Source organism: Pseudoalteromonas sp. JC28 (genome assembly GCF_013319255.1).
In the GTDB taxonomy this organism is placed as follows: Bacteria; Pseudomonadota; Gammaproteobacteria; order Enterobacterales; family Alteromonadaceae; genus Pseudoalteromonas.
Map to the genome: position 1 here is coordinate 221,838 of NZ_QOKX01000005.1, position 25,511 is coordinate 247,348.

Below are 25,511 nucleotides of genomic sequence, written 5' to 3' on the forward strand. Positions count from 1 at the left end.
GAATGGTTGAATCAAATAAAGAACACGGCTAAGGTTAATACCACAATGGGAAATGTATTAAAAACAAGTGATTCTACTGACTCGTTAACTGCATGGAGTCGCATGGTCAAGTTCCTTAAAGTTATTGCATGTGTTGTTATCGTTGCAGCACTTCTAGTTGGCGCATTGTTTCTGTGGTTTGACCGTTCCCAAGATATAGACTTTTCTGCTTATCAACCAGATTTTTGGGCTACATGTAATGGAAAAATCAACAAGGGTTCAGTTGAATATAGCCGACTTAATAAATGGTTGAAATTAAATGGCTCAAACTGGCAAAACTATGTAGCAACTGCTGCTCCTGGATATTTTTATAAATCAGACAAAATTACGATATATGTACATAAGCATGGTGTTGTTGTTAATTATTACGATGGTCAAAATTGGTCCCAAGTGAACAAGTTTGTTGATACACAGGAAATCTATCATGTTTGCAAAAGCAGTTAACAAGTTAAAGCACTGGAAAACCACCCGCTGTGCTCGTGTTTTCCATTGTTTAAAGCATTAGGTGAACTTTTGATTTTGTGGAATATTGCTATCATTAAGGAAGGCCAAAGCAGTTGGCACTTTCCATCATTTGAAATTCAAGAATATTTATTACCAATCATTAATGTTGGTGGACAAAATTTCGATGAATATGGGCAAACTAATTACACCGTAGAAGATTGCCGTCGTTTGATAAATACGGTAGCTTTCGCTAAAGAAACTCTAGCTCTTATGTCAAAGTCAGTTGTGAGATACGAAACTATTGAGAAAGGTTTGGTTTCATTGAATAAATGCGAAATTATGTCAACTCTAGCGCAATTATCTGAAGCAGCTGAGTTAGCAATAAAACATAAAACGGGCTTGTTGTTCTATGGTGATTAATTCACCTAATGCATACTAGCTTTCTCCATTCAAGTATGCATTACGATTCTTTTTAGCTGCTAATTTGTAGTGGCAATGCTTAGAACTATACAACTTCGTTATGTCGGTGAGTCGTTAATAGACGAATCAATGACACGGTTACTAATTGTATGATGCTGAAAAAGCTATCTTTGGAACGCACAGGTTTGAGATGGGGTGTCAGCGATTTTCTAGCAACAGGCATTATGTGTTAAAGGGTTAACATGAAGTTTCGATTCAAATCTGAAGATATTTTTGTGCTGGCTGGGCGTGGGATCGTATTTCGTGGATACGTGTTGGACGGTGTATTAAAAACGGGACAGACAGTTTCTTTTCAGACGAATGAAGGGAGTCTATCTGCCGAGGTGACTTTAATTGAGTGCAATCGAAAAATAATCCCCAAAACGAGAAAAAATGTAGAAATAGGTATACTCCTCAACAGCTTTAGTCAGTCATATGCAAATGAAGTTATTGCTATGAATCCAACTAAAGAAGCGATGGAACAGTTGCCTTCACCAGTTGAGTTACTAAATACCAAGTACCCTGTTTATTTGCATGAGGTTGAGGGGAAGCCTTGGTGGCGTTTCTGGTAAACGCACATACAAGCGCTTAAAACATTCGCTTCACAAATCGGGCCTAAAGCGTAGCGTATCTTCGCGTTATAGCACCATATTTTCCCTTACCTTAATATTACCATTTTCTACTCTCGCACCATTACAGCAGTCAGGTTTGATTAACCCTAAAGCTCAAACCTGACAGTGACTATTAGCTATTTCAGATAAACATATTCCCGCTTGTTACTCACTCAGTATCTTATCTAAATTCGCTTTTGAGCGGGCGACGCTTTCTAGTGGTGTTAGGCCGCTTGGGTATTCTTCTTGTTCGATTATCAGCCACTGTGTACCGCCGTGTTGCTGCATGGTTTGGATGAGCGCTTTCCAGGGGTAGTGGTTTTCGCCAATGATTGGGCTTTTGTCATCTCCTTGATGAGTACGTATTTTAATATGTGTCGATACGGTTCTTCCTGCATATCGCTTAACATAATCGCTGGGTGATTTACCTGCGTAAATCACCCAGCCGACATCGAGCTGCAGTGGGAAATCGCTAGGGGTATTGGTGGCGATATAATCCCAAAACGTGCTATTAGCGTATGGGTTAAATTCCTTCTCATGATTATGAAATCCGATCCTCATATCATAACGTTTGGCAATTTGGTGCACTTGGTTAAGCTGTTTTACAAATGCTTGCACTTGGTTTTTATCCCATGCTCTTTCATCCCAAGGAATAAAGAGCGTGGATACGCCTAAGGTTTTGTAAAAGAGTAGGGTGCTTGCTCGTTTTTCTTCAGCTAATGCGTCAAAGCCGATGTGGGCGCTGCTCGCAACTAGGCCGAGTTCGGCTAACCTTTGTTTTAATTTACTTGGGTTATTGGCATAGCTGCCAAAGTTTCCCGCAAACTCAACGCCATCAAATCCCATGCTAGCGATTGCTTGCAAGGTGCCGTCGAAGTCTCTTGCCAATTCATCTTTTACCGACCACAGTTGAACGCTAACGGGCAAAGGTTGAAGGGAAGGCTGTGCATACAGTGGCGAGATAAAAATTAAAGCAATGAACAGCATTACTTGCTTTAATCGGTTGGTGTTTTCAACAAACATGATCTACTCCTAAAGAAAAAGCAGAGCTAGACTCTGCTTCGGTTAGTCATAACAAAATGACTCAAGGGTTAGTCGCGGTACGCATACTGGCTTAGCCCAAGCTCTGCGAGTACGCCATCTAGATGCGCCTTGGCTTCGGCAGTAGGCCCTGGATAATCACCTGCAATTGGCATATTGCCCAGATAACCTATGTCTTGACAGCCCTCAGGTGTGCAGAAGTAAGCGCCGAGAACGAGATCTTTAAAGCGCAAGAATGCTTTACCTATACGCTGAAATTGCTCTGGTGTTTGTGCATTAAAATAAGCAATATCATCCATAATCTTACTTTGCTGCGTTGCGCTAAGTTGTATAAATGGCTTTTTAAAGCGCAAAGTCGACTCATCGTCAATCCAAGCAAGCGCATGGAGTATTGTCACTCTGTCTTTTTGTTGTCCGTGATACGGTGCGCTTACCCATTCATCGATCACACTCGGTACTTGTACTTCAGAAGCCGATGGATGATTTCCTTCCTTTGGCACAATAAAATCAGCTAGTACTGCAACTAACGTGAGCTGCGCTTCGGTGAGGGTGAGCGGCCAAGGTGATTCTGGCGGCATGATCATGTTTGGATCGGTGCCATACCCTTGAGCGCTAACTGGCTTTATTTCAATATCTGGCCAGTGCCCAGCTGCAGCCGTTTCACCTTCAATGGCCTTACTGCAACCAGCGGTGAGTGTCACCGCAGATCCAGCAGCAAGCAAGCCTAACCACTTTAATGACTCGCGACGTGTCATGCCTGAAATATATTTATAAGAATCAACGCGGACAGGTGTATTCATCACAGCGCTCCTTTATCAATTTGTGCTGCTAACCAGGTGGAGTTTCGCATCGCTAAGGTCATAATGGTTAAGGTGCAATTTTTATGGGGGTTAGACGCAAAGACGCCGGCATCCATCACAAATAGATTGTCACAGTCCCATGTTTGCCCCCACTGATTCGTTACCGATTCTTTTGCTGAGCTGCCCATTCTCGTCGTGCCGACCTCATGAATGATCTCACCGCCTTTTGAAATGGCTTTTTCCGCAGGCGGTAGCTCGCCGACTTTGGCACCCATGTTCTCAAGGATCTGCTTAGCGGTTTTGAGACCATGCTCGATTTGCTTGAGCTCTCTGTCAGACCATTTGAAATGGAACTTAGCAACCGGGATCCCCCATTTATCTTTGACGTTTTCGTCAATTTCCATGTAAGAATTTTTGTTCGGTAGCATTTCTCCACGCAGTGCAAATCCAACATAGGAGCCATAAGCGTCACGCACTTGCTGCTTTAATTTGGGGCCATAACCTTGTTTATTGCCAGACACGCCAGAGCCCGGTTGATTAAAGCCGCTGCTAATTTCAAAGTGATAGCCGCGCGGGAAATTAAGCTCACCTTTCTCATGGGCTTTGTGTCCCCACCAGGGAATAAAAAGGTGGTTCCCGGTATGGCCGTCTTCGTTATAACGTGGGCGACCTTTTAACGCAGGGATTTGTGCACCAAGCCAAGCGCCGGTAGAATCCATTAGATTACGACCTACCTGACCACTTGAGTTTGCAAGTCCCTTGGGATGCTTTGCATGTTTAGAATTAAGCAGAATACGAGCAGATTCACAGGCGCTGGCCGCCAAAATCACTACATCTGCATTGAGTGTATGTTCTTGCGCAGACTTTTTATCGACGTAAGTCACACCAGTTACTTTGCCATCTTCATTCACCGCGACCGACTTCACCATGGCATCGGTGATCACTTCAAGGTTTCCTGTCGCTTTGGCCATCGGAATAAGCGAGGTTGTAGTTTGGAATGCCGCACCAATTGAGCAACCGTGGCCACAAGGTGTGGCGTAAAAACATGCTAAGCGGTCGTCTTTATTACGAGTCAGCACAGCTCTGTGCATTGGAACCGCTGGGATCCCCATTTTCTTTGCGGCAGCAGCAACCAATAATTCGGGTACTCTTGGTGTTGGTGGTGGCTGTAACACGCCAGGCGCAGAAGGGGGCATGTCATCCAAGCCAGTATTGGTACCACAGATCCCAACTATTTCTTCTGTTTTGTCATACCAAGGTGCAATGTCTTGATATTCAAACGGCCAATCAGCGCCATGTCCATCACGGCTTTTGCCCTTAAAGTCGTGTTCACTAAAACGCAGCGAGTAGCGACCCCAGTGATTGGTTCGGCCACCGAGCATACGTGCACGCCACCAATAAAAATCGGTGTTTTCTGCGCGTGTGTATGGTTCATCTGGCACTTGCCAACCGCCATCAATCGTCGCGTCGTAAAAACCAAAGTTCTTATCCTTATTACCAGCGCCCATGAGTGGGGCTTCGCTATTGCGACGGAACATCGGGCTTTCTGTTTTTGGGTCGTAATTTCTGCCAGCTTCTAGCAATAAAACTTTGTGGCCTAGCTTAGTGAGTGTATAAGCGGCCATTGCGCCACCGGCACCTGAGCCAACGACCAATACTTTATGATCAAATGTTGCCATGGTTACAGCTCCTTGATCTTAATGTTTTTAAACCAGACTTTGTCGCCGTGATCTTGCAAGCCGATGTGGCCTTTTTTACCTTCAGCAAACCCTTGCCATGTTGCAAATTTACTATTCTTAACCAAAGCATTCCAAGTGGTGCTGCCAATCACGATACTCGTCGTGCTTACACCATTTTGCCAAACTTGTAGGTGACTATCTTGTAGCTTAATGCGAACTTGGTTCCAAGCTTCGGCAGGTTTATGTGCCGTACTTGGCGCTGCAAACAGGTCATATATAGAACCTGCAAGGTGAGAGTCTATTTTATTGTCTGGGTGTTCTTTGTTATCTAGAATTTGGATTTCTGGGGCGTGGGAGTATATTGCACCGCCTCTTTCATCCGCCAATACAAAGATCCCACTGTTGCCTTTTTTAGAAATCTTCCAATCGAGCTGGAGCTCAAAATTGTGATACTGTTTTTTGGTCAGAATATCGCCGCCACCACCTTGGGTAAGTGTCATCGCGCCGTCCTCAACTTGCCATTGGCTATTTAGGCCGTCACTTTTAAAGTTGCGCCATTGCGACATATCTTTGCCATCGAAAAGCAGTTGCCATCCGGCTTGTTGTTCTTGCGGGCTCAATTGGTTGTCAGTTGTACTAGCGCAAGCCGCACAACTAACAGCCAATGCCAGCGTTAGTATTTTTATAGAGTTGAGCATATTGGAACCTCGTCTGTTCACTTTTTACTTGTTGCTACTTAATACAAAGGGTATTACGCGTATTTCTCAACGCGTTTATTTTTATTGATATAAAGGTAAAGGCCGATAAAAGCGGCAATGAGAATAGCTGGGAATAACAGGATATTTTCAAGCACCGCTTGACCTGCAACTAGTTCTGATTGCTGCGCAGTTAAGTTCGCCGCTTGGGCTTCGAGTCGCGCCGAATCAATCCAACTACCAATTACTGGATTCCACATGCTGACAGCGAACATCCCCGCACCGCCCATTAAAGACATACCAAGTGCGCCTGTTTTTGGGGTATATTCTGCAACACAGCCCAGCATGGTTGGCCAAAAATAAGTGACACCCAAGGCAAATAATATTGCAGCCAAGTAGATTGCTGACCCTTGTGCTTGGCTCATCATGAAAATCCCCGCGGTTGCCAATACCGCAGAGCCGAGTAACACGCCTGTTGGATTAAAACGGTGGACTATTGGGCCGGCAAAGAAGCGACCTAATGCCATCAAGCCTGTGATCAGTGCGAGGATCATCATAGGAGAGGCGCCTGACGCTCCCAGTATGCGTTCAATCCACTGTTGTGTACCAAGTTCAGTGGTTGCTGTTAATGTCATACAGCAAATTAAAAATAGGTAGAGCGGAGAAAACAGGTGCTTGAGATTGCTGGTGGTAGAATGATCTGTGCGGTCAAATTCAGGAAACCGTGACTTGACCATCATTGCTCCGTAAATCAGCGTTGGAATTAATATCAAAGCAACTTGCCATTGCCAATTAAAGCCCGATGCAGTCATGGCATTCGATGCCAGAGCACCAATCACAATGCCGCCTGGAAACCAGACATGGAATCGGTTGAGCATGGTCGTGGTGTTTTTCGGATACATTTCGGCAATCAGTGGATTACAGCCAGCTTCCACTGAACCATTCGCAAAGCCGATTAAAAACGTCGAGATCAGCAGTAACCAAAAACCGTCAGCGGTAATGGTTAAAACCAATCCTGCAAAGTGGCAAATAAAGGCGAGGGCAACTAACTTTTTAGCGCCAATGGCGTTGTAGATTGCGCCACCTAACATGGTTGCAACGGGAAAGCCCAGAAATGCCATAGCGTTAACCCAACCAAGTTCTGTATCTGAGAGTCCAAACTGCGCACCTAATTGCCCCAAAATGCCTGCGCGAATAGCGAACGTCATTGATGTGACGACCAGTGCAAGGCAACAGAGCTGAAACACGGTCCGATTATGATTATTATTATTCATGGTCGTAGTCCTGTTTATTTTATGCCGAGGATTTGATTATTGCGTTCGGTATCGGTGCTACTTCCTGCAAAATCATCGAAGGCTTTTTCGGTTGGTCTTATCAAGTGCTGTTTGATAAATTCGGCACCTTCTTTGGCCCCATCTTCAGGGTGCTTAATACAGCATTCCCATTCCAATACAGCCCAACCATCAAAACCGTACTGTGTTAACTTACTAAATATTTTCTTAAAGTCGACCTGTCCGTCACCTAATGAACGGAACCGACCTGGCCGTTGTTGCCATCCTTGGTATCCGCCGTAAACACCGCAGCGGCCATTGGGGATAAATTCGGCATCTTTTACATGGAACGCTTTGATACGTTCATGATAGATGTCGATAAACGCTAAGTAGTCCAATTGCTGTAAAACAAAGTGACTTGGATCGTAAAGAATATTGGCTCGCGGGTGATTATTCGTCGCCGCTAAAAAGCGCTCAAAAGTCACGCCATCGTGTAGATCTTCACCTGGATGAAGCTCGTAGCAGACATCCACACCAACCTCGTCAAAGCGGTTCAAAATAGGCAACCAGCGTTTTGCGAGCTCCTCAAACCCTTGTTCCACCAAGCCATTTGGACGTTGTGGCCAGGGGTAAAAGGTATGCCAGAGCAAGGCGCCAGAAAAGCTTGCGTGACTAGTTAGCCCAAGCTTAGCACTGGCACTGGCCGCTAACATTAGCTGCTCGGTTGCCCACTCCATACGAGCCTGAGGCGAGCCATGCACTTTTGCTGGTGCAAAGCCGTCAAACATTTGGTCATAAGCTGGGTGCACCGCCACTAATTGACCCTGCAAATGGGTTGATAGCTCTGAAATAGTAAGGCCATGCTCTGCAGCAATACCAGTGATCTCGTCGCAATAATCTTGGCTTTCAGCGGCTTTTTGCAGATCGAACAGTCGCTGTTCCCAACTTGGTAGCTGAATACCTTTATAACCTAGGTTACTTGCCCACTGGCAAATACTATTAAAATTGTTAAATGGCACCTCGTCCGAGACAAACTGCGCGAGAAAAATAGCGGGTCCTTTAATTTGCTTCATTCTTATTTTATCCAATGGTAAAGGGGTGCCACTTAGTGTCTTTTGCACTAGCTGCGACCGCGTTTTCAATAAATGCCATGCCACGGACTGCAGCGTTAATACTTGGCACGTCAAATTCTTCGTGCTGCACATCGGGTTGCAGCTGATGCGCACGAATAAGGCTGGCGAAGTTAAGGTAGATATTTGCAAATGCTTCCAGATATCCCTCAGGGTGACCGGCTGGCACACGAGTTGCGCTAATGGCTGCTTGGCTAAGTGAACCCACTCCTGTGCGGATCAACTGAGCTGGAGCATTTGCCGCACGTAACCACAAACTATTAGGCTCCATTTGCGACCATTCGATACTGGCTTTGTCACCATAGATTTTTAAGGTGAGATTATTTTCTTCGCCAAGGGCTATTTGGCTTGCCATCAACACGCCCTTTGCACCGTTGCCAAAGCGCAGTAACACGGTGCCGTCATCGTCGAGCTGTCGGCCGGACACAACCGTGTTTAAATCCGCACAAAGCGCCTCTATCTCCAAGCCACTCACATATTCGGCGAGGTTCGCTGCGTGCACACCGATATCGCCCATACAACAACTCACGCCAGACTTACTTGCATCTAGTCGCCAGCTGGCTTGCTTGCTGTTTTCGTCATCAGCACTTGCAAGCCATCCTTGACTATATTCAACGACGACTTTGCGTATTTTGCCAAGTTCGCCATTTGCGATGCGGTGGCGTGCTTCTTTCACCATTGGGTAGCCGGTATAGGTGTGTGTTAATCCGTACAAGCAATTGCTCTTCTGAAGCTGTGTTTGTAGACGCAGAGCCTCAGATAAATTGAGCGTTGCAGGTTTATCACTCAAGACGTGAAAGCCGTGTTCGATAGCGGCTGTGGCAATCGGAAAATGCAAATGGTTTGGGGTCACGATGGCAACAAAGTGGATGCGCTCCGACTCTGGTAGTTCCGCCTCTTGTTGTAAGAGTGCTTGGTAGCTGGTATAGCAACGTGCTGGGTTAAGCCCGAGTTGCTGGCCCATTGCTAGGCTTTTGTTTGGATCGGCGCTAAATGCGCCTGCAACAAGTTCAATTTGACCATCTAAACGCGCGGCTATGCGGTGCACAGCACCTATGAAAGCGCCTTCTCCACCACCGATCATGGCCATGCGGATTTTGTTATTATCCATCGTTTAGCTCCGTCTCCGTCGAGTTATCGAGGTAAGTTAATCTGATGTTATTGATAATAGGTAACAGAGGCGCCAAAGTGATAATAAAAATTCGGTTGACAATGCAACAAAATCGGCGTTTAAAATAAATTATTATAATTATAAAAAGGCGGTAAGTAGGGCAATGGAAGAGCAAACAATATTGAATAAAGCTGGCGTAAATCAATTGATTGCAGCATTTGATCTGATCCCAGACATCCTCTTTTGGGTCAAAGACACAAAAAGTAGAATAGTGCATGCGAACCAACACTTTGTTGAACATCAGGGCTATAAAACCCTAGATCAAATCTTACTGAAAACCGATTTTGACTTTTCACCGCAACACTTGGCATTCCAATACGTTAACGATGATAAACGAGTGATGGAAGGCTTTATCGTGACGGATAGATTAGAACTCAATCAAACCGCAAATGGGGAATTGGCATGGTTTTCCACGTCAAAAAAAGTGTTACTTGATGGCGAAAATGCGATTATGGGCACTTATGGTGTTACACGACATCTAGCGAAAACGTCAAAGGCGTTGTCTCACGTAAGAGCCATTGAAGCGCCCGTTGAATTTATTCGGGCACATTACCATCGTCATATTTGTATCGAAGAATTGGCGGAACTTGCTCACCTGTCGGTAAGCGCACTGGAGCGTAGATTTAAAAAGCATTTAGCCAAAACTCCCAATCAATTTATCAACGAAGTGAGATTGGAAAATGCCCGTAAATTATTGGTCGAAACACGTTTACCAGTATCACAAGTCGCTTATCAGTGCGGCTTTTCAGAGCCAAGTTATTTTAGCAAGCAGTTTCGTCGTTTATTTGGTGAAATCCCGTCGCAATTACGTAAGGAATTAACGTCGAGCGAGCGTTAACGCTGCGACTTCTGGTGGTAGTGCCGGTGTCACCAGCGTATCTGCGTACTCAGAAGCTAACCATGGACGAATGGGCGTGGCAATGCCTCCAACTAACGCGACTTTATGTGCCCCTAAGCTCTGCAGATGACGGACATAACGCTCAATAAACCGTGCCGCGCCATTTAAGATCTGCTCGGCATAGGGATCGTTTGGCGTAGCAAAAACATGTTGAGCAAACTGGGCAAAATACTGGGGAGTGGCGTTTAGCGTGAGTTTGACTAGCTGTTCGGTACTGTGGCAATTCATGGCAGCCAAAAACGACTCAATCATCAGACTGCTAGGGGATAGTGTATCAAGCACCTCGATGGCATGCTTCACTAAACTCAAACCGATCCAACTGCCACTTGCACCATCACTGAGTAATAATCCGTGGCCACCGAACTCCCTAAATTGTCCATGCGTCACCAGACCCGCGCAAAATCCGGTGCCAAGAATGATTACACCGCCATCTTCGTGTTGATGCGCACCAAGGCAAGCTATGTGTGCATCGGTTGAAAATTGAAAACGTGCAAAAGGGGAACGCCATTGCTGCATCGCCTCACAAGCCGTCGTGACATTCGCGCCGGCAAGTCCTGCAAAAGCACTGATGTTGGCAATATCGTGGTGGGGGATTTTTGCGTTTGTCAGCGCTGTCATTGTTGCGCTCAACATTGACTCTTGGGCCTGATGTATTGATGTTGCTATGTTTGCAGGGCCGCTGGTGGCCTCGGCAAGGAGCTGTCCATGTTGATCCTCGAGGCGGACTTTACATTTCGTACCGCCACCATCAATCCCTAAAAATAGCTTCGATGCTGTCATTGTATTGCCTTTTCTGATCCGGTGAGTATTGCATTAACTAGCCTTGGGCAAACTTCATCGCCATGATGCACGCCAGAGTGAGTATGTAGAGAGAGTGGACCAAATTCACTTAAAAGCCAAAGATCCGCGGCGTTTTTCGTGTTGACCCCTCCACCGATCACCACTTCGATTTCAGCATTGAGTTTTTTCAGTAAGGCAATGAGCTGACTGGTACCAAACGCTGCGCCTTTACCACTTTGCCATGTATTGCCGGCGCTTAAGACCCGCTCAACGCCTAACTCTAGCAGCGTCTCGGCTGCCTGCTGCCAGTTTGCAGCGGCATCAAAGGCGCGATGAAAGGTGACAGAAAGGCCTAAGGATTTTGCCGTGGCAATGAGTGCGCTACAGTGGTCAGCCGCTATCTCCTGATTGTCGTCGATAAAACCAAGCGCAATACCGGTTGCACCCGCGCAAGCAATGCCATCTATCTCTTTTTGTAACTGATAGAGCATGGTGTCATCAATAAAAAAATGCGGCGCTTGGCGTAACATCACAATACATTCGCCAAAGCTTGGTAAATACTGGGCAACTGCCGCTATCGCCGTCGGGTTTGGGGTCAAGCCACCGCAACTCAGAACACCACAGAGCTCTATCCTTGTTGCACCTGATGCAAAAGCAATTTGTGCATTTCGCTGCAACAAATGAGGATTATCGCTGCTGAGGCATATTTCCAAGTTTTTACCTGAATAGTTTGCCGAATTCATATTTCACTCTTGAAGTTGAATAATTTTAAAGTTTAAAATGCTTGGTTTTGAATATTTAATTAGTTCAATAAAAACATTTAGTTACACGTGTTTGGAACGTTTTTAAATTGCCTAATATAGAAACTAATAATGAGTTTTTATGTTAATCAGACTATAAACCAAGGAAATTGAAATTGGATCTTTTTTTGACCTAAACGCCGATTTTGTCTTAGTGCAAACCGAAATTCTATTATCACTTTTTGTAGAGCGCTCCTATTCTGAACGAGTGTTTCACAAACCATTAACCCCTATAGGGAAACAAAAAAGGGTCGTCACAAAGTCATGCGTCATGGAGCAGCAAGGGACGTCGTGGCTTTACAAATTATAAAAAACTTGGAGATAGGAATGGCCAATAATAATAACAGACGCCATGTGACAGGAAGGTCACGGCAATTTAGCAAGTCTGCACTGGTCCTCGCTATGTTATCAGCTACTAACTGGGCAATGGCTGAAGAAACCGAAAAAGAGGAAGCGCAGGAAATCGAAACGATTGAGGTGCGTGGGATCCGCGCATCTATGGCCGAAAACTTGGCGATTAAGCGTTTATCAAACGCGATTGTGGATGCCATTACAGCAGAAGACATTGGCAAGTTTCCCGATAAAAATGTGGCGGATTCACTGCAACGCGTACCCGGTGTGGTGATTTCTCGTAGTGGCGGGGAAGGGGAAAACGTCAGTATTCGTGGTCTTTCCTCTGATCTTACTTTTACGCAGTTAAACGGCAACTTTATCGCGTCTTCTCCGGGCTCGCCGTCGCGCTCTTTTAGTTACTCTTTGTTGCCTTCTACCATGGTGCAATCGGTTGAGGTGTTTAAGTCTTCTGAGGCGCGTTTAGATGAAGGTGGGGTTGGCGGCACGGTTATTCTACACAGCCGGAAACCGCTGGATATGGAGGCAAATTCTGGGGCGTTGAATGTTGAATATACCTACGCTGATGTGACTGAAGAGTACGAGCCTAATTTTAGCGGCGTTTATTCTTGGAAGAACGAAGAAGAAACCTTTGGCTTGCTAGTTGGTTATACTAAACAAGACCGTACCAACCGTTCTTTAGGCGGTGATATGTCGGGCGGTGGCGGTTGGCGTTGGGCAACGAGTTCAGACTTGCAAGCAACGGACACGGCGGGCAATGTGATTGCTGATAGTACACGTCGATTTGCAGCGTTAGAAGATGCTTATGGTAACGTTTATGATGGTGTTTGGGCACCGCAAGTTGCAGGTATTGGGGTAACCAAAGAAAAACGTGAACGTCAGGGGTTACAAGCCACCATTCAATGGCGTCCAATAGATGATTTATCTTTAACATTCAATCATTTTCATTTTGAGCTTGGGCAAAATCGCACCACGTCACAAATGTGGATCCCAGAATGGAAGTACAACCCAGATTATCTTACCGGTATTACTCTAGACGAAACCGGTACGATTGTGACTGGCATGGACTTTACCAGTGGCGCAGGTGGCACTGAAGGGAATCTTGAATTTCCTTGGATCATTGGTAGTTATACGGTAGAAAAAGATACCTCGGATACCTACGACTTCGCCTTTGAGTATGCCGGTGACTTATATGACTTACGCGGTAAATTTGGTCACACTGAAGCCAGCGGTGGCCCTTCAGAATCTTGGAGTGCGGCGTATAAAAGCGGCCAACCTGCGAGTCGCAGCGATTCCGGGCAGGTTGAAAACGCCGCTTCATTTGCAGGGTGGCGATTAGGTGACAGAGTGTCGCTGTACGCTGATCCCGCTTTGTTGTCTAACCTTCAGGCTGGTATTGCCGGCGATCCCGATCCGGGTTCGACAGGCTCAAGCTTTGTCGTCAGTGACTTAGAAGAGGACTATGCTCAGTTAGACCTTGATTATCGCGTCGGGTACGGCATCGTTGATACGCTGCGCGTCGGTGCTAAATATCGTAAAGCAACACTACACCGCGAAACCAACAACACCTTCTTTATTACTCAAGATGGGGCTGACAGAATTGCCAGTGGCGAGCTAGATCCATTTAGTCAAGGTGCCATTGATGAAGTGTCTTATCAGTGGATTGGGGGTATGCCAAAACTGGAGGATATTTTGAATGCAACGTCTGAACAAAATATCCCAGGCGGTTTTGAAGTGAATGCGATGCCCACGATCAATTGGGATCGATACCGCGAAATCGTGACTAGTGAATATGTTAAGCACACGCGCCGTGAGCCTGATTTTGTGTTCGACATAGAAGAAGAGATCATGGCCGCCTATCTACAGGCCGATTTTTCTTTTGGAGATTTTAGAGGAAACATCGGAGTACGCTATGTCGAGACTGAAACGCAGATTATGTCGTCGGATAAAATTAACTACTTTTTAGATGACATTGATGATGTCACCGAAGAGGATATTTTAGGTGATGAACGTCTCATTGATGTTGAAACCACCACCGTGCGTACCGTAACCGACTCACAATTTTTACCTAGTTTCAATATTGTCTGGGATGCCAGCGACAATCTTGTCATACGTGGTGCTATCGCCAAAACGATGTCTCGAGCTCCGTTCAACGACATGGGTGCGCCAGAGCAGCTGACCTTTATCTCTCAAGAATGGGCAGACGATAGACTAGAGTTTAGAGGCAACCCTGTGGAGCCAGGGTGGCGCGGCTCAGGTGGTAACAAGGCGCTAAAACCATTTGAATCGGTACAGATGGATTTATCTGCGGAGTATTATTATGGCGAAGGATCTGCGGTTGGCATTGCGGTATTCAACAAAGACGTAGATAACTTTATCGTGCCTTTGATTATTACCTCAGTAAGGCCGTTTGAGGGCTTTGATAACCCTTTTACCGGTGTTGAAATTGTACCGCCGGGTGATATTACCGTCACGCCGTTTACCACCACCGCCAATGGTACAAACGCAACCTCTCGGGGAATAGAGCTGTTTGCACAACATGCATTCGACAATGGCTTTGGTCTCAACGTTAACTACACCCTAAACGATACCAATCAGGCAGACATTAGCGTAGACGGTGAAAAGGTCGGTGAGTCTGCGCTTGTTGGCAGTGCCGATAATCAATTTAACTTCTCCGCCTATTACGAGAATGACACTTTTAGTGTCAGAGCATCATATAACCGCCGAGGAGAAACCGCTTTGGGGCTTGCCGACGGACTCACTGTATATCAGGAACCATACCAACAAGTTGATGTGAACGCTTCTTATAACTTGATGGAAAACTTGATCCTAACCGCGTCTGTGATCAACCTAACCAAAGAAGAACCGAGAACCTTTTATGGTGAAGATTCTAAAGCGAGATTGCGCAGCAGCAGCTACACCGGGCAGCGCTACTATGCCGGGATCACCTATCGATTTTAACTTTGGCGATAACCATAAAGTAATGCAAACAGGGTGAAGTCGTGTCAGCACAACGAGAAACAATATCACGGCTTATCACCTGCTTGTGGTGCGTTTATATCAACCTAGTCACACGAGTTGGTTGATATGTAAGAAGGGATAAATATGAAAACGTTAAATAAAATAAGAAATGCGATCCCGCTCATTGCCGTTAGCAGTTTATTGGCTGCATGTGGCGGCGGGAGCGATGACCCAAAAGTTGAAGAAGTGCCAGTAACCCCTGCTGTGACGACGGCAGAAGTATCTGGTTCAGTGATAAAAGGCGCGTTGAGCCAAGCCCGCATTTCGGTGACGGCGCTCAATGGCTCTAGCATGATGATGGATGAGAACTCGGCAACCAGTCAATCGGGGGAGTTGTTTATTGAACTGACGGGTAAAGCCGGGTTTGGCATTAATTCCACCATTAAAGTGACCGCCACAACGAGTGAAGGCTCGCAGATGCGCTGCGACGCCAGTCGCTGTGGTTCTGCAGGAATTGGGGAGCAGGTAAGTGGCGATTACATTGCTGGTGTGACTTTGGCTACCTTAAGTCATGTCGCCGTGCCGTTTGGTTCAAATGCCGATGGCAGTGCTGATGCTACCATACAAATCAACGCCTTGACGACACTAGCAACCATGCTGGTAGAGCAGCAAATTGCTGAGGGGCGTAATGTCTCTACTCCCGAATTAATGGCATTGGCAAAAGTGGAGATGTCTGCGTTATTGCTTCGGGCCCTTGGCTGGCAAACCGGGAACATCAATGTTTTTGAGTTACCTGTGGTTAGCGCTGATCAATTAACGAATTTTGAATTAGGAGAAACTTGCACAACCTCTGACTCTGGTGAGCAAAGTTGTGAGATGACATATGTTTCCGAAAGTGTGCAAAAGCTTTCTCTATTCAATGCCGCGTTTGCACAGTTTGACGAGCAAGGCTCTTTGCAAGGCGTCTTAAGCGACTCAGCTAGCAATCTTAGCGCCGCACTTGGCGGTGATGAAGTTGCACTTGAAGCGCTTCGATTGCCAATTTACAACGCGCTTCAAGCTCACCCATTAACTGCGCAGCTAGATCTTAGTGCCGATAGTATTATGGACTTAGCGTTACCATTATTTGATGAGCCGGTCTCCACGGGGCCGATGCAGCAAGTCGTGACATCAGGTGCCACTATCACAGCAAGAAATGCTATTGGTGATGCCGAGAGTGCAGACAAAGCATTTGATGGCGATCCACAAACTAAATGGCTTGACCACAATGACTGGCAGGGGCCACCTACTGAGGAAGCGCCATCTTGGATCCAGGTGGATTTTCCTACTCAACAAGCAATTAGCGGTGTTTACATTACCAGTGCTAATGATGCCCCAGAGCGAGACCCTGAAAACTTCTCTTTACTAGCTTCTAATGATGAGGGTGCGAGTTGGGTTAATTTGGGTAATGTGGTTGGGGCGTCGTTTGAAGCGCGCTTTGAACGTCAAGGCTTTGTATTTGGTAATGCGCAAAAGTATACAAGCTACCGAATTGCAGTGACAAAGAACAAAAATAACGATGGCTTACTGCAAATTGGAGAAATTCAATTTGTCGGGCCGGTTTATCCGAGCGTTGACCATACTGATACTGAGACGTTTGCGGTCACGGCAAGCAACAGTATCGGTGAGGGGGAAAACCAAGATAAGGCATTTGATAACGACCCAACCACTAAGTGGCTAGATCATAATGATTGGCAAGGCCCGCCTACCGTCGAAGCGCCTTCATGGATCCAAGTAGACTTTAATGAGGCGGTGGCGGTTAATCAGCTTGCGATAACGAGCGCCAATGATGCACCAGAGCGAGATCCTGAGAACTTTGCTTTGTTTGGCTCTAACGATAACGGGGTTACATGGCAGCATTTGAGTAATTGGGTTGGTGAGTCTTTTGAAGCGCGAGGGGAGCGTCAAAGCTTTGTGGTAGCGAATCAATTGCCATACCAAAGCTATCGTCTTGAGATAACCAAGAACAAAAATAATGACGGCTTGATGCAGCTTGCTGAGATTGAATTAATCGGTCCAGAAATCTCTGGATTAGATCATGCACAAGTACAAGGTGCGAGTTACTCGGCGCGTTTTAGCATTAGTGATTCAGAGGGCGCAGCGCAAGCATTTGATAAAAATGTTGAGACTAAATGGCTCGATCACAACGACTGGCAGGGGCCACCCACTGTTGAAAATCCGGCTTGGGTTCAAGTTAGCTTGCCGCAAGCGCAAGCGGTAAATACTTTGTACATTACCAGCGCCAATGATGCGCCGGAGCGTGACCCTGAAAACTTCCAACTTTTAGCATCTCACGATGGGGAAGTGTGGCAAGTATTAAATACTTGGGTAGGAGAATCGTTTGAATCGCGTTTTGAACGTCGTGCCTTCGCGTTTGCTAATGGTTTGGCTTACTCACATTATCGCTTGTCTATCAGTAAAAATGCGAATAATGATGGATTAGTGCAAGTAGCTGAAATTGAACTCGCTGGACCTCAGTATGCACTTGAAGATTTATCTGATTTGGCTGGAACAAGCTTTACCGCGCGTAATCGTATTGGAGATGCAGAAAGTGAACAAAAGGCGTTTGATAATGATATCGAGACAAAATGGTTAGATCACAATGAGTGGCAAGGCCCGCCAACAGAGGAATCACCATCTTGGATCCAAGCTGATTTTACTACGCCACAGATTGTGAGTGGTTTGGCAATCACCAGTGCCAATGATGCACCAGAGCGCGATCCCGAAAACTTCCAGTTACTGGGTTCTAATGATGGCGGTGAGACGTGGACAGAAGTTGCGGTTTGGGTGGGAGAAAGCTGGGATGAGCGCTTACAACGAAGAGCGTTTACTTTCTCCAATGCTTTTGCCTATAGCAGTTATCGTCTAAATATTAGCAAAAATGCGAATAACGATGGCTTAGTACAGATCTCAGAAATCGAGCTCCTAGGCCTTAGCGGCGAATAGCCTGAATATCCTAAGGTTAAACAAATCTCAACCAAAAAAAGCCAGAATGCAACTTGCGCTCTGGCTTTTTATTTTTCTCAATGAGAGTGACTTAATATGATTGATTATGCCAATTTACTTAATTAAGAGGTCTATTTTGAGGCAAGAAAATCTTGTCGATAGCCCCGCTACCGCGTCCTGCTATCGCCAAGGTACCTACCTCCGTGTAGGCAAGGCAAAAATTTTGCTATTTAGTTGCTCTAAATGAGAAATTTTTAACGCAGCTAGCGTCAGATTTAATCCCTCAAATTGAGCAAGTATTGAGTCAAATTGGGATTATAACACCTCTACTGCTTGCAAAGACTCGCTTTGGTAGCAGCCCAACAAGCGTACAAACTGGGTATGGTCTTTTAATTCTTCAAGTGCTACTTGGACTTGTGAGTCTGCAATATTGGCAAGCAAATCTACATAAAAGACTTCTTCCCAAGGGTTACCAGGTACTGGGCGTGACTCTAACTTAACCATATTGATATTGTGCTGTTTAAATACCATCAGCGCGTCAGCAAGTGAGCCTACTTGCTGTTTGGTGGCCATAATTAAACTGGTTTTCGTTGGGATTTGAGTAGACACTTGAAGTGCTTTTCTTGCTACCACAATAAAGCGGCTATGGTTTTCGGTCTGATTCGCAAGGCCAGACTTCACCACTTCTAGACCCATATTTTTACCAGCTTGTGCAGAGCCAATCGCGGCACTATTTGGGTGCTCTGCAGCTTGCTTTAATGCACTAGAGGTTGAGTCGCAAGTTTCATGCTGAATATCCCCAAGACCTTGAATAAAACGGCTGCACTGCGCAAAAGGTTGAGGGTGCGCATAAATTTTGTCGATCGCTTGTAATTCTGTGTCTGGCAAAGCCAGGAGGCAATGCTCTACGGTATGCGTTACTTCACCCACAATAGATACTTGCGCATGTTGCAATAAATCGAATACTTCGTTGATACTGCCTGAACTGGTATTTTCAATAGGTAAGATACCAAAGTCAGCTTGGCCTTTCTCTACCTGCTCGGTGATTTGCTCAAAGCTTTGGCAACCCATTTCCACAAGCTTACCGGGACGACGACTGAAGTATTTATGACAAGCAAGCTGGCTATAAGAGCCTTGTCCACCCAAGTAGGCAACGCGGTGTGTATCACCTACGGCATCGGGGTTTAAGTTCTTTTGCAGCATGGCTTGCTGGTTTAATACAGAGTCTTCTAAGATAGTTTGGAAAACGCTGTTTATATAAAAGGCATCAAGACCCAGAGATTTACCATATCGGATCAGTTTCTCCAGCAATGCCTGCTCACGTGCTTCATCACGGATAGGTTTGTTGTTGGTAATCTTATATTCCAGCACGCCATGACTAATGCGACGTCGCTTTGCCAGTAAAATCAGTAATTCTGAATCTATCTCATTGATGTCATGCCTAAGGGCATCTAATGTATTTTGTGTCATAGGTCCTCACTCCCATTTAGCCAAAAAAAAAGCCTCCCGAAGTTGGGAGGCTTAGCTATTCTTTTTCACTCGCGAACAGTCAAGCCTCTTCACCTAAAGAAGCTAAAAAAGAAATATGTGTTGCTGTTGCGTGTGATGAAATTCATTTATTCAAACCTTACTTTGAAACTGAATACATTATTAGCATAGAACTAAACGAGAAAACAAGTACTACTTTGGACGTATGCGCAAAAACCTAAGTTATTTGGTAGATAAGTGTCCAATCTCAGTGAGTTAAGTACGTTAATCAAACGTAACTTATTGGCGAGTCGAAAAATATTCTGGTATATTCAGGCAACACCACCACTGTAAATAAAAGAATAGGCTAACTTGTGGGCAATCGTCGTCCCCCATCAAGATATGGTGCAAGCTCTTTAAGTGTAAAGCTGTCGATGTTGATTTCGGCCGTGTGTTTGATCGCGGGGGTTTTTGCTGCGGCATTGATGCTAAAATCTGAAGAAAAGCAGTTAATCTATGAAGAGTATGATGAGCTCAAGCGTTTTAGCGCGCAGGTGAACAATCAGTTTTCAAATTACCTCGATCTTAAAGCTAACTTGGCCGAACAAGCCAATTCAGTGGTCTCCAAGCATTTACTTTATGGCGTACAAGATTTATCTGGCGCACAAGCGAGCGTTGACGTGCGTGGCGAAAACTTAGCGAGTACAGCTAAAAATGGCCTCTCCGCAGCTATGTATACTGGCAATTTAAAATTGCAGTCAGTGCAAAAGCTATTTTCTGAATCTGAATTGCTCTGGAATATTCTGGCGCCCCCACTGTTACAAGATTTCTTTAATTTTTACTTATCTACAAAAGACGGCTTTGTTCGTGTTGCACCTCCTAATGCCTTATTAGCGAAAGACCCGAGGCTGGTAAATAATCAGCTTCATAACTTGCCTGTTTTACACGCTGAACAAAACCCAACGAGGGAAGCGGTTTGGTCGGGCGTGTATTTTGATAGGGTTTGGAACAAGTGGGTGGTGAGTATTTTGGTGCCTTTATACTTACATGATAAATACCTTGGGTTAACGGGTAGCGATATAGAGTTGACCACCTTACTCGAAAAATTACCTAAATCTGACCATCAGCAAGGCTTCATCGTTTTTGATAAACAGGGTCGATTATTGGCAGCTCCCGGTCTGTTTAAAACCACCGCTACGACCGGGCAGCTACTGGACCACAACAAACTACCTGAAGACTTGAGTAAAATAGTACAAACTGCACTTATTACTAAGCTACCAAATATCCAAGATGAATTTAGGTATAAAGACAACTGGCATATTATGCACGTGACCCATATTGCCAATTTAGATTGGTACATTGGGATCTACAAGAAGCGGGCGTCGGCTATCTCGGCCATTGAAGAGCTTAAAGTTAAGTTCTTTGGTTTGTTTATTTTGTATGCCATTTTTGTCGCGATATTACTGCATCAGGTGCTATATCAATTAGTACTCAAACGCATCAATGCGCTTGTTAAAGCAGTGAAGGGATTTGGTCGAGGACAGTGGGATACGCCAACCTTACCGCATACCGATGACGAAATAGGTCAATTGAACGCCTCATTTAATGACATGAGTGTTGAGATAAAACAGCTTGTAAATGGCCTAAATCAACGTATTACAGAAAAAGAAATCGCTGAAAAGGCGGCAAACCGGTTGTCAAAAGCTGTGGCTTTCTCTGGTACTGGCGTTGTATTGACCAATGAGCATTTTCAAATTGAGTATGTCAATCCAAAAATGCAGGAAATGACGGGCTATGATGAACAGCATTTTATTGGCTCTCCGCTTTTGAGTATTATTTCAAAAGACATGGCAATTCTCATTGATGATATCGATATTGACTTACGCAGTCGCAATCATTGGCGCGGGGATACCATGTTGGCGGGTAACAGAGAGGCGCCTATTTGGGTCAGTTTGAGCGTGTCGCCGATCCGTGAAGAAGGCGGCGCAATTTCAAGTTATGTCGCCTCAGCCCAAGATATTTCGTTTGTAAAAGAAAGCCAGCGTAAAATGGAAGAATTGGCTTACTTTGATACCTTAACTGGCCTTGCCAACCGAACGTTTTTCAGGATGCAGTTACGTAAATCCATGGCGCTTGCCGAACGTGGCCATTACGCCTTTGCTCTATTTTACTTTGACTTAGATGAGTTTAAACGCATCAATGATACCTTGGGACATGACGCGGGTGACCGCTTATTGCTTGAAGTCGCGACGAGATTGAAAAAGCGGCTCCGTGCAGAAGATACCATTGCCAGATTGGGTGGGGATGAGTTTGCGGTGTTACTGAGTGGCATCAATGAGCGAGAAAATGCCATGGAAGTTGCCAATATCATTCAAAAGACACTGGCAGAACCAATAAAACTGGGGAATAACGAAGTGATCGTCAGTGCAAGTATTGGTATCACCATGGCTCCGTTTGACAGTAAAGAAGAGGAGCAGCTGCTTAAACATGCAGATTTGGCAATGTATCAGGCCAAAGCAAAAGGGCGGAACACTTACCATTTCTATAGCCAAGATTTAGACGAAGCTGCTAACGAGCGCCTATATATAGAAAACGAGCTGCGTATAGCAATTAAAGCGCAACAATTTACCTTGCATTATCAGCCACAAGTGAACAGTGAAAGTAGAGAGGTTGTAGGCTATGAAGCACTTATTCGCTGGTTCCACCCAAGCGAAGGAACTATTCCGCCAAGTAAGTTTATTCCAATTGCTGAAGCGACAGGCCTAATCGTAGAGCTTGGTGCATGGGTGCTAGAAGAAGCATGCCATTTTTCTCGTCGTTTAAAAGCCGCGGGCAAGATTGCCAACGTATCCATCAACCTTTCTGCGAGACAGTTTAAAGACGCACAATTGATCAGTACGCTGTCAGATATTATTGACAGAACTGAGATGGAGCCGACTCTACTACACCTTGAACTTACCGAGAGTATGTTGATGGGAGACGTGGAAGCGGCAATCATACAACTTAAAGATATCAAAGCGCTTGGTGTTTCACTGTCTATTGACGACTTTGGTACAGGCTATTCGTCTTTGAGTTACATTAAGCGTTTCCCAGTTGATATACTCAAAATAGACCGCTCTTTTGTAAAGGATATCCCTGAAGATCCGAACGATATGGAAATCACTGCAGCTATCATTGCGATGGCGCAAAAATTAAATTTGCAGGTTATTGCTGAAGGGGTGGAAACTGAGGCTCAGATGACGTTCTTGGCGAAAAATAACTGCTATATTGTACAAGGTTATTACTACAGCCCGCCGTTAAGTGAAGCCGAGATTTTGCGGTTTGCCCCAGCGGTATAGCGACTCAGCCCCAAAGCTTGGGGCTGAAAATAATAAGCGCTTAACCACCAGCGATTTTCACTTTGAAGCCTTGGCCTTCTAATAATTGCTTAAGCTTTTCTCTGTCATCGCCTTGAATTTCAATAACGCCTTCTTTAACTGCACCACCTTGACCCATTTTAGATTTAAGCGTTTTTGCCAATTTCTTGAGATCGTGCTGTTCACTATCGATGCCAACAACAAGCATAACACCTTTACCTTTGCGCCCTTTAGTTTGTCTTTCAATACGAACGGCGCCGTCCTTAAAAACTTTCCCTTGAACTTCTTGCTTTGGCTCTTTGGTGTCAATACGGCCTACATCTGTGGAGTACACAAGTCTTGATTCTGACATTGATTCTGGTCCTCTTACGGGTTCTTTGCAGAGATCATAGCAAAAAGCAGATTAGATGTTTTTTATTTTTTGCTAAATGATTTTTAAGCGTTATATTTAAATTGGTGAGGGGAAACAAATCAAAATAATTTAGGAGCTTAATGATGAGCTTGAGTAAAAACGCTTCTGCTGACGGTAAGACACTAACCATTCAAATTAGAGGCAAGTTCGACTTTAATTTGGTGCAATCGTTTCGTCAGGCGTATGCGGAGGTGAATGATCAAACCGAAAAGGTTGTTGTTGACCTGCGTGAAACCGACTATATGGATAGCTCCGCTTTGGGTATGCTGTTAAATATGAAAAAAACACTAGGAAGCTCAGTTTCTAGCATTCAAATTAGTAATTGTCGTCCACAACTTAAGAAAATCCTCCAGATCTCTCGTTTTGATAAGAAGTTTGATATTGACTGAACGCCGATAGATTAGCCCCTCATGAATATCTTGGTAGTCGACGATCAGGTATTAAACTGTAAGCTGCTCAAGGCGATGCTTGAGCAACAATTTTATACCGTTTTTTGTGCGCACAATGGTCGTGATGCATTAAAAATTCTCGAAAGTCAGGACATCGACATCGTGCTGCTAGACGTTGTCATGCCCGTAATGGATGGCTTTGAGACTGCCCCCAAAATAAAGCAATATGCGGGCGACGTATACCTCCCCATCATCTTTATCACTGCACTTGAAGATCAAAGCAGCTTTGAAAAGTGTCTCGCTGTAGGAGGCGATGACTTTATTCATAAGCCGTTTGATAAAGTCATTTTATCAGCCAAAATCAAAGCGCATGCGAGGACCCGTAGGCTCAGCCAACAAAGCAACGAACAACGCCGACAACTAGAATATCACTATAACCAAATAGAGCGAGAGCACGAGATTGTTGAGCACATCTTTAGTAATGCGCTTGCACAACAATCTGAATATCCTGAGATTTGTGAATATCACTTGTCACCCGCGTCAATGTTTAATGGCGATATGTTTTTAATGGCCAAGAGCCCGATGGGTGGCTTTTATTGTTTACTTGGTGATTTTACTGGCCATGGTTTAGCAGCTGCGGTCGGCGCGCTTCCTGCGTCGCGCATTTTCTATACTATGGTGCAAAAGGGGATGGCGGTGAGTGATATAGCCGTTGAGCTCAATACCGCCCTTAATGAGTTATTACCCGGTCATATGTTTTGTGCAGCAGCAATCATTGAATTGAGCAGCTCAGGGAAAAGTGTTTCGGCTTGGCTTGGTGGTTTGCCAGATTTATATCTGATTGACCAAAATGGTAGCCTTATTAAAACCATTGAGAGCCAACATATGGCACTCGGCATTTTAGAAGTCGATGAGTTTGAACGTAATCTGCTGCATTTTGAAGTTAGCCCCGACCAACGCCTCGTAATGGCGACAGACGGTATCATCGAGTCTGAGTCTGAGCGGGGGGAAATGTATGGCGAACGACGGTTAAAGCGCTTGCTGGCGAGTCGGCAGCATATTTCCACGGATCAAATTATCTCTGAAGTTCGCGAGTTTTCTGGCAATACAGAGCAACAAGATGACTTAAGTATCGCGATTGTTAATTGCGTTGCTAGCGATTCAATTGTTTCTGTGCCTAACCATTATTCAAGTTTGCCGTTTAATATTTCGTTATCTTTAGATGCCAAGCAGATGAAAACGACAGATCCGGTACTTGAGCTGGTGGATTTGCTTAGTGAGGTTGACGGTATTTCGGCGCATCGCTCTAACATCTTCTTATTACTCTCAGAGGCCTACAATAATTCTTTAGATCACGGTGTGCTGGGGTTAGATTCTGAGATTAAAAACAAAGAAGATGGGTTTTTTGAGTTCTATAGTCTGCGAGAGAGTGTTCTGAAGGAGCTAAAAGAAGCGCTCATTATTATTTCTGTGCGCTATAGCCCTGAAGAGCTAAAGCTATACTTCAACATTTGTGATTCAGGTAATGGTTTTGAATCAAGCGAGCGCAATAAAGCGCAGCAAGAGCATAGCCACGGTCGAGGTGTTAGCTTACTTAACGAGATTGCCCAAAGCGTTAGCTACAACAGTGCTGGAAATGAAGTAGAAATGATTTATTCACTCACCTCCAAATCGGTCTAAATTCCACTCAAGCGCATTTCACCTCTGCTTTAGTTTAATATCTATTCCTATTACTCTATGTACCTGTTTTTTAGTGTTGGCAAGGTATAAAG

The 25,511-nt window shown here is 45.0% G+C and carries 20 protein-coding genes; 9 read left to right on the forward strand and 11 right to left on the reverse strand.

Annotated features, from left to right (window positions below; all coding sequences use genetic code 11):
- The first annotated feature begins 45 nt into the window (after window positions 1-45).
- The 3 genes from DS891_RS12900 (at window position 46) to DS891_RS12910 (ending at window position 1,514) form a co-directional block, all read left to right on the forward strand.
- Window positions 46-483 (forward strand): hypothetical protein, encoded by a 438-nt coding sequence (locus tag DS891_RS12900; protein WP_174169992.1) that lies wholly within the window; start codon window positions 46-48, stop codon window positions 481-483.
- 45 nt (window positions 484-528) lie between these two features.
- Complete coding sequence (locus DS891_RS12905; RefSeq protein WP_174169993.1) at window positions 529-903, forward strand: hypothetical protein; 375 nt, start codon at window positions 529-531, stop codon at window positions 901-903.
- Between the two features lie 242 nt (window positions 904-1,145).
- Entirely contained in the window at window positions 1,146-1,514 is a 369-nt protein-coding gene (locus tag DS891_RS12910) for a hypothetical protein (RefSeq protein ID WP_174169994.1), read from the forward strand.
- Window positions 1,515-1,718: 204 nt separating this feature from the next.
- On the opposite strand, the gene DS891_RS12915 is transcribed toward DS891_RS12910, so the two are convergent.
- The 7 genes from DS891_RS12915 to DS891_RS12945 form a co-directional block, all read right to left on the reverse strand.
- Window positions 1,719-2,576, reverse strand: a complete 858-nt coding sequence (locus DS891_RS12915; protein ID WP_174169995.1) for a sugar phosphate isomerase/epimerase — start codon at window positions 2,574-2,576, stop codon at window positions 1,719-1,721.
- Window positions 2,577-2,644: 68 nt separating this feature from the next.
- A complete protein-coding gene (locus DS891_RS12920; RefSeq protein WP_010606696.1) occupies window positions 2,645-3,394 on the reverse strand; it encodes a gluconate 2-dehydrogenase subunit 3 family protein in 750 nt (249 codons plus the stop codon).
- Window positions 3,394-5,073, reverse strand: coding sequence for a GMC family oxidoreductase (locus DS891_RS12925; protein WP_174169996.1), 1,680 nt, complete (start codon window positions 5,071-5,073; stop codon window positions 3,394-3,396). The genes DS891_RS12920 and DS891_RS12925 overlap by 1 nt, the downstream gene beginning before the upstream one ends.
- 2 nt (window positions 5,074-5,075) lie before the next feature.
- Window positions 5,076-5,771, reverse strand: coding sequence for a DUF1080 domain-containing protein (locus DS891_RS12930; protein ID WP_174169997.1), 696 nt, complete (start codon window positions 5,769-5,771; stop codon window positions 5,076-5,078).
- A gap of 53 nt (window positions 5,772-5,824) precedes the next feature.
- Window positions 5,825-7,042, reverse strand: a complete 1,218-nt coding sequence (locus tag DS891_RS12935; RefSeq protein ID WP_174169998.1) for a sugar MFS transporter — start codon at window positions 7,040-7,042, stop codon at window positions 5,825-5,827.
- A gap of 14 nt (window positions 7,043-7,056) precedes the next feature.
- The gene (locus tag DS891_RS12940) at window positions 7,057-8,112 is read right to left on the reverse strand and encodes a sugar phosphate isomerase/epimerase (protein ID WP_102057164.1); all 1,056 of its coding nucleotides are present in this window, start codon (window positions 8,110-8,112) and stop codon (window positions 7,057-7,059) included.
- 7 nt (window positions 8,113-8,119) lie between these two features.
- Complete coding sequence (locus DS891_RS12945) at window positions 8,120-9,280, reverse strand: Gfo/Idh/MocA family protein (protein ID WP_174169999.1); 1,161 nt, start codon at window positions 9,278-9,280, stop codon at window positions 8,120-8,122.
- A gap of 163 nt (window positions 9,281-9,443) precedes the next feature.
- On the opposite strand from DS891_RS12945, the gene DS891_RS12950 reads away from it, so the two are divergent.
- Window positions 9,444-10,178 carry an AraC family transcriptional regulator gene (locus DS891_RS12950; RefSeq protein ID WP_010606702.1) on the forward strand — a complete coding sequence of 245 codons (735 nt, stop codon included), beginning with the start codon at window positions 9,444-9,446 and terminating at the stop codon, window positions 10,176-10,178.
- Here DS891_RS12950 and DS891_RS12955 read toward each other — a convergent pair.
- Together DS891_RS12955 and DS891_RS12960 are read right to left on the reverse strand one after the other, a co-directional pair.
- A complete protein-coding gene (locus DS891_RS12955) occupies window positions 10,158-11,018 on the reverse strand; it encodes a BadF/BadG/BcrA/BcrD ATPase family protein (protein WP_174170000.1) in 861 nt (286 codons plus the stop codon). The genes DS891_RS12950 and DS891_RS12955 overlap by 21 nt on opposite strands.
- Window positions 11,015-11,761, reverse strand: coding sequence for a copper homeostasis protein CutC (locus tag DS891_RS12960; RefSeq protein WP_010606704.1), 747 nt, complete (start codon window positions 11,759-11,761; stop codon window positions 11,015-11,017). Before DS891_RS12960 ends, DS891_RS12955 begins: the two co-directional genes overlap by 4 nt.
- Before the next feature lie 384 nt (window positions 11,762-12,145).
- Here DS891_RS12960 and DS891_RS12965 point away from each other — a divergent pair, with 384 nt between their 5' ends.
- Window positions 12,146-15,130 (forward strand): TonB-dependent receptor, encoded by a 2,985-nt coding sequence (locus tag DS891_RS12965; protein WP_174170001.1) that lies wholly within the window; start codon window positions 12,146-12,148, stop codon window positions 15,128-15,130.
- A gap of 144 nt (window positions 15,131-15,274) precedes the next feature.
- On the forward strand, window positions 15,275-18,115 hold the full coding sequence (locus DS891_RS12970) for a discoidin domain-containing protein (protein ID WP_174170002.1): 2,841 nt from the start codon (window positions 15,275-15,277) through the stop codon (window positions 18,113-18,115).
- 315 nt (window positions 18,116-18,430) lie between these two features.
- On the opposite strand, the gene pheA is transcribed toward DS891_RS12970, so the two are convergent.
- Window positions 18,431-19,585: a prephenate dehydratase gene (pheA, locus tag DS891_RS12975; RefSeq protein ID WP_102057158.1), complete on the reverse strand. Its 1,155-nt coding sequence runs from the start codon at window positions 19,583-19,585 to the stop codon at window positions 18,431-18,433.
- Between the two features lie 371 nt (window positions 19,586-19,956).
- On the opposite strand from pheA, the gene DS891_RS12980 reads away from it, so the two are divergent.
- On the forward strand, window positions 19,957-22,920 hold the full coding sequence (locus DS891_RS12980; RefSeq protein ID WP_174170003.1) for an EAL domain-containing protein: 2,964 nt from the start codon (window positions 19,957-19,959) through the stop codon (window positions 22,918-22,920).
- A gap of 40 nt (window positions 22,921-22,960) precedes the next feature.
- Here DS891_RS12980 and DS891_RS12985 read toward each other — a convergent pair whose 3' ends face one another.
- Window positions 22,961-23,290, reverse strand: a complete 330-nt coding sequence (locus DS891_RS12985) for a translation initiation factor (RefSeq protein WP_017216143.1) — start codon at window positions 23,288-23,290, stop codon at window positions 22,961-22,963.
- Window positions 23,291-23,433: 143 nt separating this feature from the next.
- On the opposite strand from DS891_RS12985, the gene DS891_RS12990 reads away from it, so the two are divergent.
- Both DS891_RS12990 and DS891_RS12995 read left to right on the forward strand, forming a co-directional pair.
- Window positions 23,434-23,739, forward strand: coding sequence for an STAS domain-containing protein (locus DS891_RS12990; RefSeq protein WP_010371095.1), 306 nt, complete (start codon window positions 23,434-23,436; stop codon window positions 23,737-23,739).
- 21 nt (window positions 23,740-23,760) lie between these two features.
- Complete coding sequence (locus DS891_RS12995; RefSeq protein WP_010606710.1) at window positions 23,761-25,419, forward strand: fused response regulator/phosphatase; 1,659 nt, start codon at window positions 23,761-23,763, stop codon at window positions 25,417-25,419.
- Window positions 25,420-25,511 lie beyond the last annotated feature (92 nt).

What these genes read in the sequence shown, in the direction of transcription:
- DS891_RS12900 (WP_174169992.1), top strand. Translation starts at nt 46, where the DNA reads ATGGGAAATGTATTAAAAACAAGTGATTCTACTGACTCGTTAACTGCA.
- DS891_RS12910 (WP_174169994.1), top strand. Translation starts at nt 1,146, where the DNA reads ATGAAGTTTCGATTCAAATCTGAAGATATTTTTGTGCTGGCTGGGCGT.
- DS891_RS12915 (WP_174169995.1), bottom strand. Translation starts at nt 2,576, where the DNA reads ATGTTTGTTGAAAACACCAACCGATTAAAGCAAGTAATGCTGTTCATT.
- DS891_RS12920 (WP_010606696.1), bottom strand. Translation starts at nt 3,394, where the DNA reads ATGAATACACCTGTCCGCGTTGATTCTTATAAATATATTTCAGGCATG.
- DS891_RS12925 (WP_174169996.1), bottom strand. Translation starts at nt 5,073, where the DNA reads ATGGCAACATTTGATCATAAAGTATTGGTCGTTGGCTCAGGTGCCGGT.
- DS891_RS12930 (WP_174169997.1), bottom strand. Translation starts at nt 5,771, where the DNA reads ATGCTCAACTCTATAAAAATACTAACGCTGGCATTGGCTGTTAGTTGT.
- DS891_RS12935 (WP_174169998.1), bottom strand. Translation starts at nt 7,042, where the DNA reads ATGAATAATAATAATCATAATCGGACCGTGTTTCAGCTCTGTTGCCTT.
- DS891_RS12940 (WP_102057164.1), bottom strand. Translation starts at nt 8,112, where the DNA reads ATGAAGCAAATTAAAGGACCCGCTATTTTTCTCGCGCAGTTTGTCTCG.
- DS891_RS12945 (WP_174169999.1), bottom strand. Translation starts at nt 9,280, where the DNA reads ATGGATAATAACAAAATCCGCATGGCCATGATCGGTGGTGGAGAAGGC.
- DS891_RS12950 (WP_010606702.1), top strand. Translation starts at nt 9,444, where the DNA reads ATGGAAGAGCAAACAATATTGAATAAAGCTGGCGTAAATCAATTGATT.
- DS891_RS12955 (WP_174170000.1), bottom strand. Translation starts at nt 11,018, where the DNA reads ATGACAGCATCGAAGCTATTTTTAGGGATTGATGGTGGCGGTACGAAA.
- DS891_RS12960 (WP_010606704.1), bottom strand. Translation starts at nt 11,761, where the DNA reads ATGAATTCGGCAAACTATTCAGGTAAAAACTTGGAAATATGCCTCAGC.
- DS891_RS12965 (WP_174170001.1), top strand. Translation starts at nt 12,146, where the DNA reads ATGGCCAATAATAATAACAGACGCCATGTGACAGGAAGGTCACGGCAA.
- DS891_RS12970 (WP_174170002.1), top strand. Translation starts at nt 15,275, where the DNA reads ATGAAAACGTTAAATAAAATAAGAAATGCGATCCCGCTCATTGCCGTT.
- pheA (WP_102057158.1), bottom strand. Translation starts at nt 19,585, where the DNA reads ATGACACAAAATACATTAGATGCCCTTAGGCATGACATCAATGAGATA.
- DS891_RS12985 (WP_017216143.1), bottom strand. Translation starts at nt 23,290, where the DNA reads ATGTCAGAATCAAGACTTGTGTACTCCACAGATGTAGGCCGTATTGAC.
- DS891_RS12990 (WP_010371095.1), top strand. Translation starts at nt 23,434, where the DNA reads ATGAGCTTGAGTAAAAACGCTTCTGCTGACGGTAAGACACTAACCATT.
- DS891_RS12995 (WP_010606710.1), top strand. Translation starts at nt 23,761, where the DNA reads ATGAATATCTTGGTAGTCGACGATCAGGTATTAAACTGTAAGCTGCTC.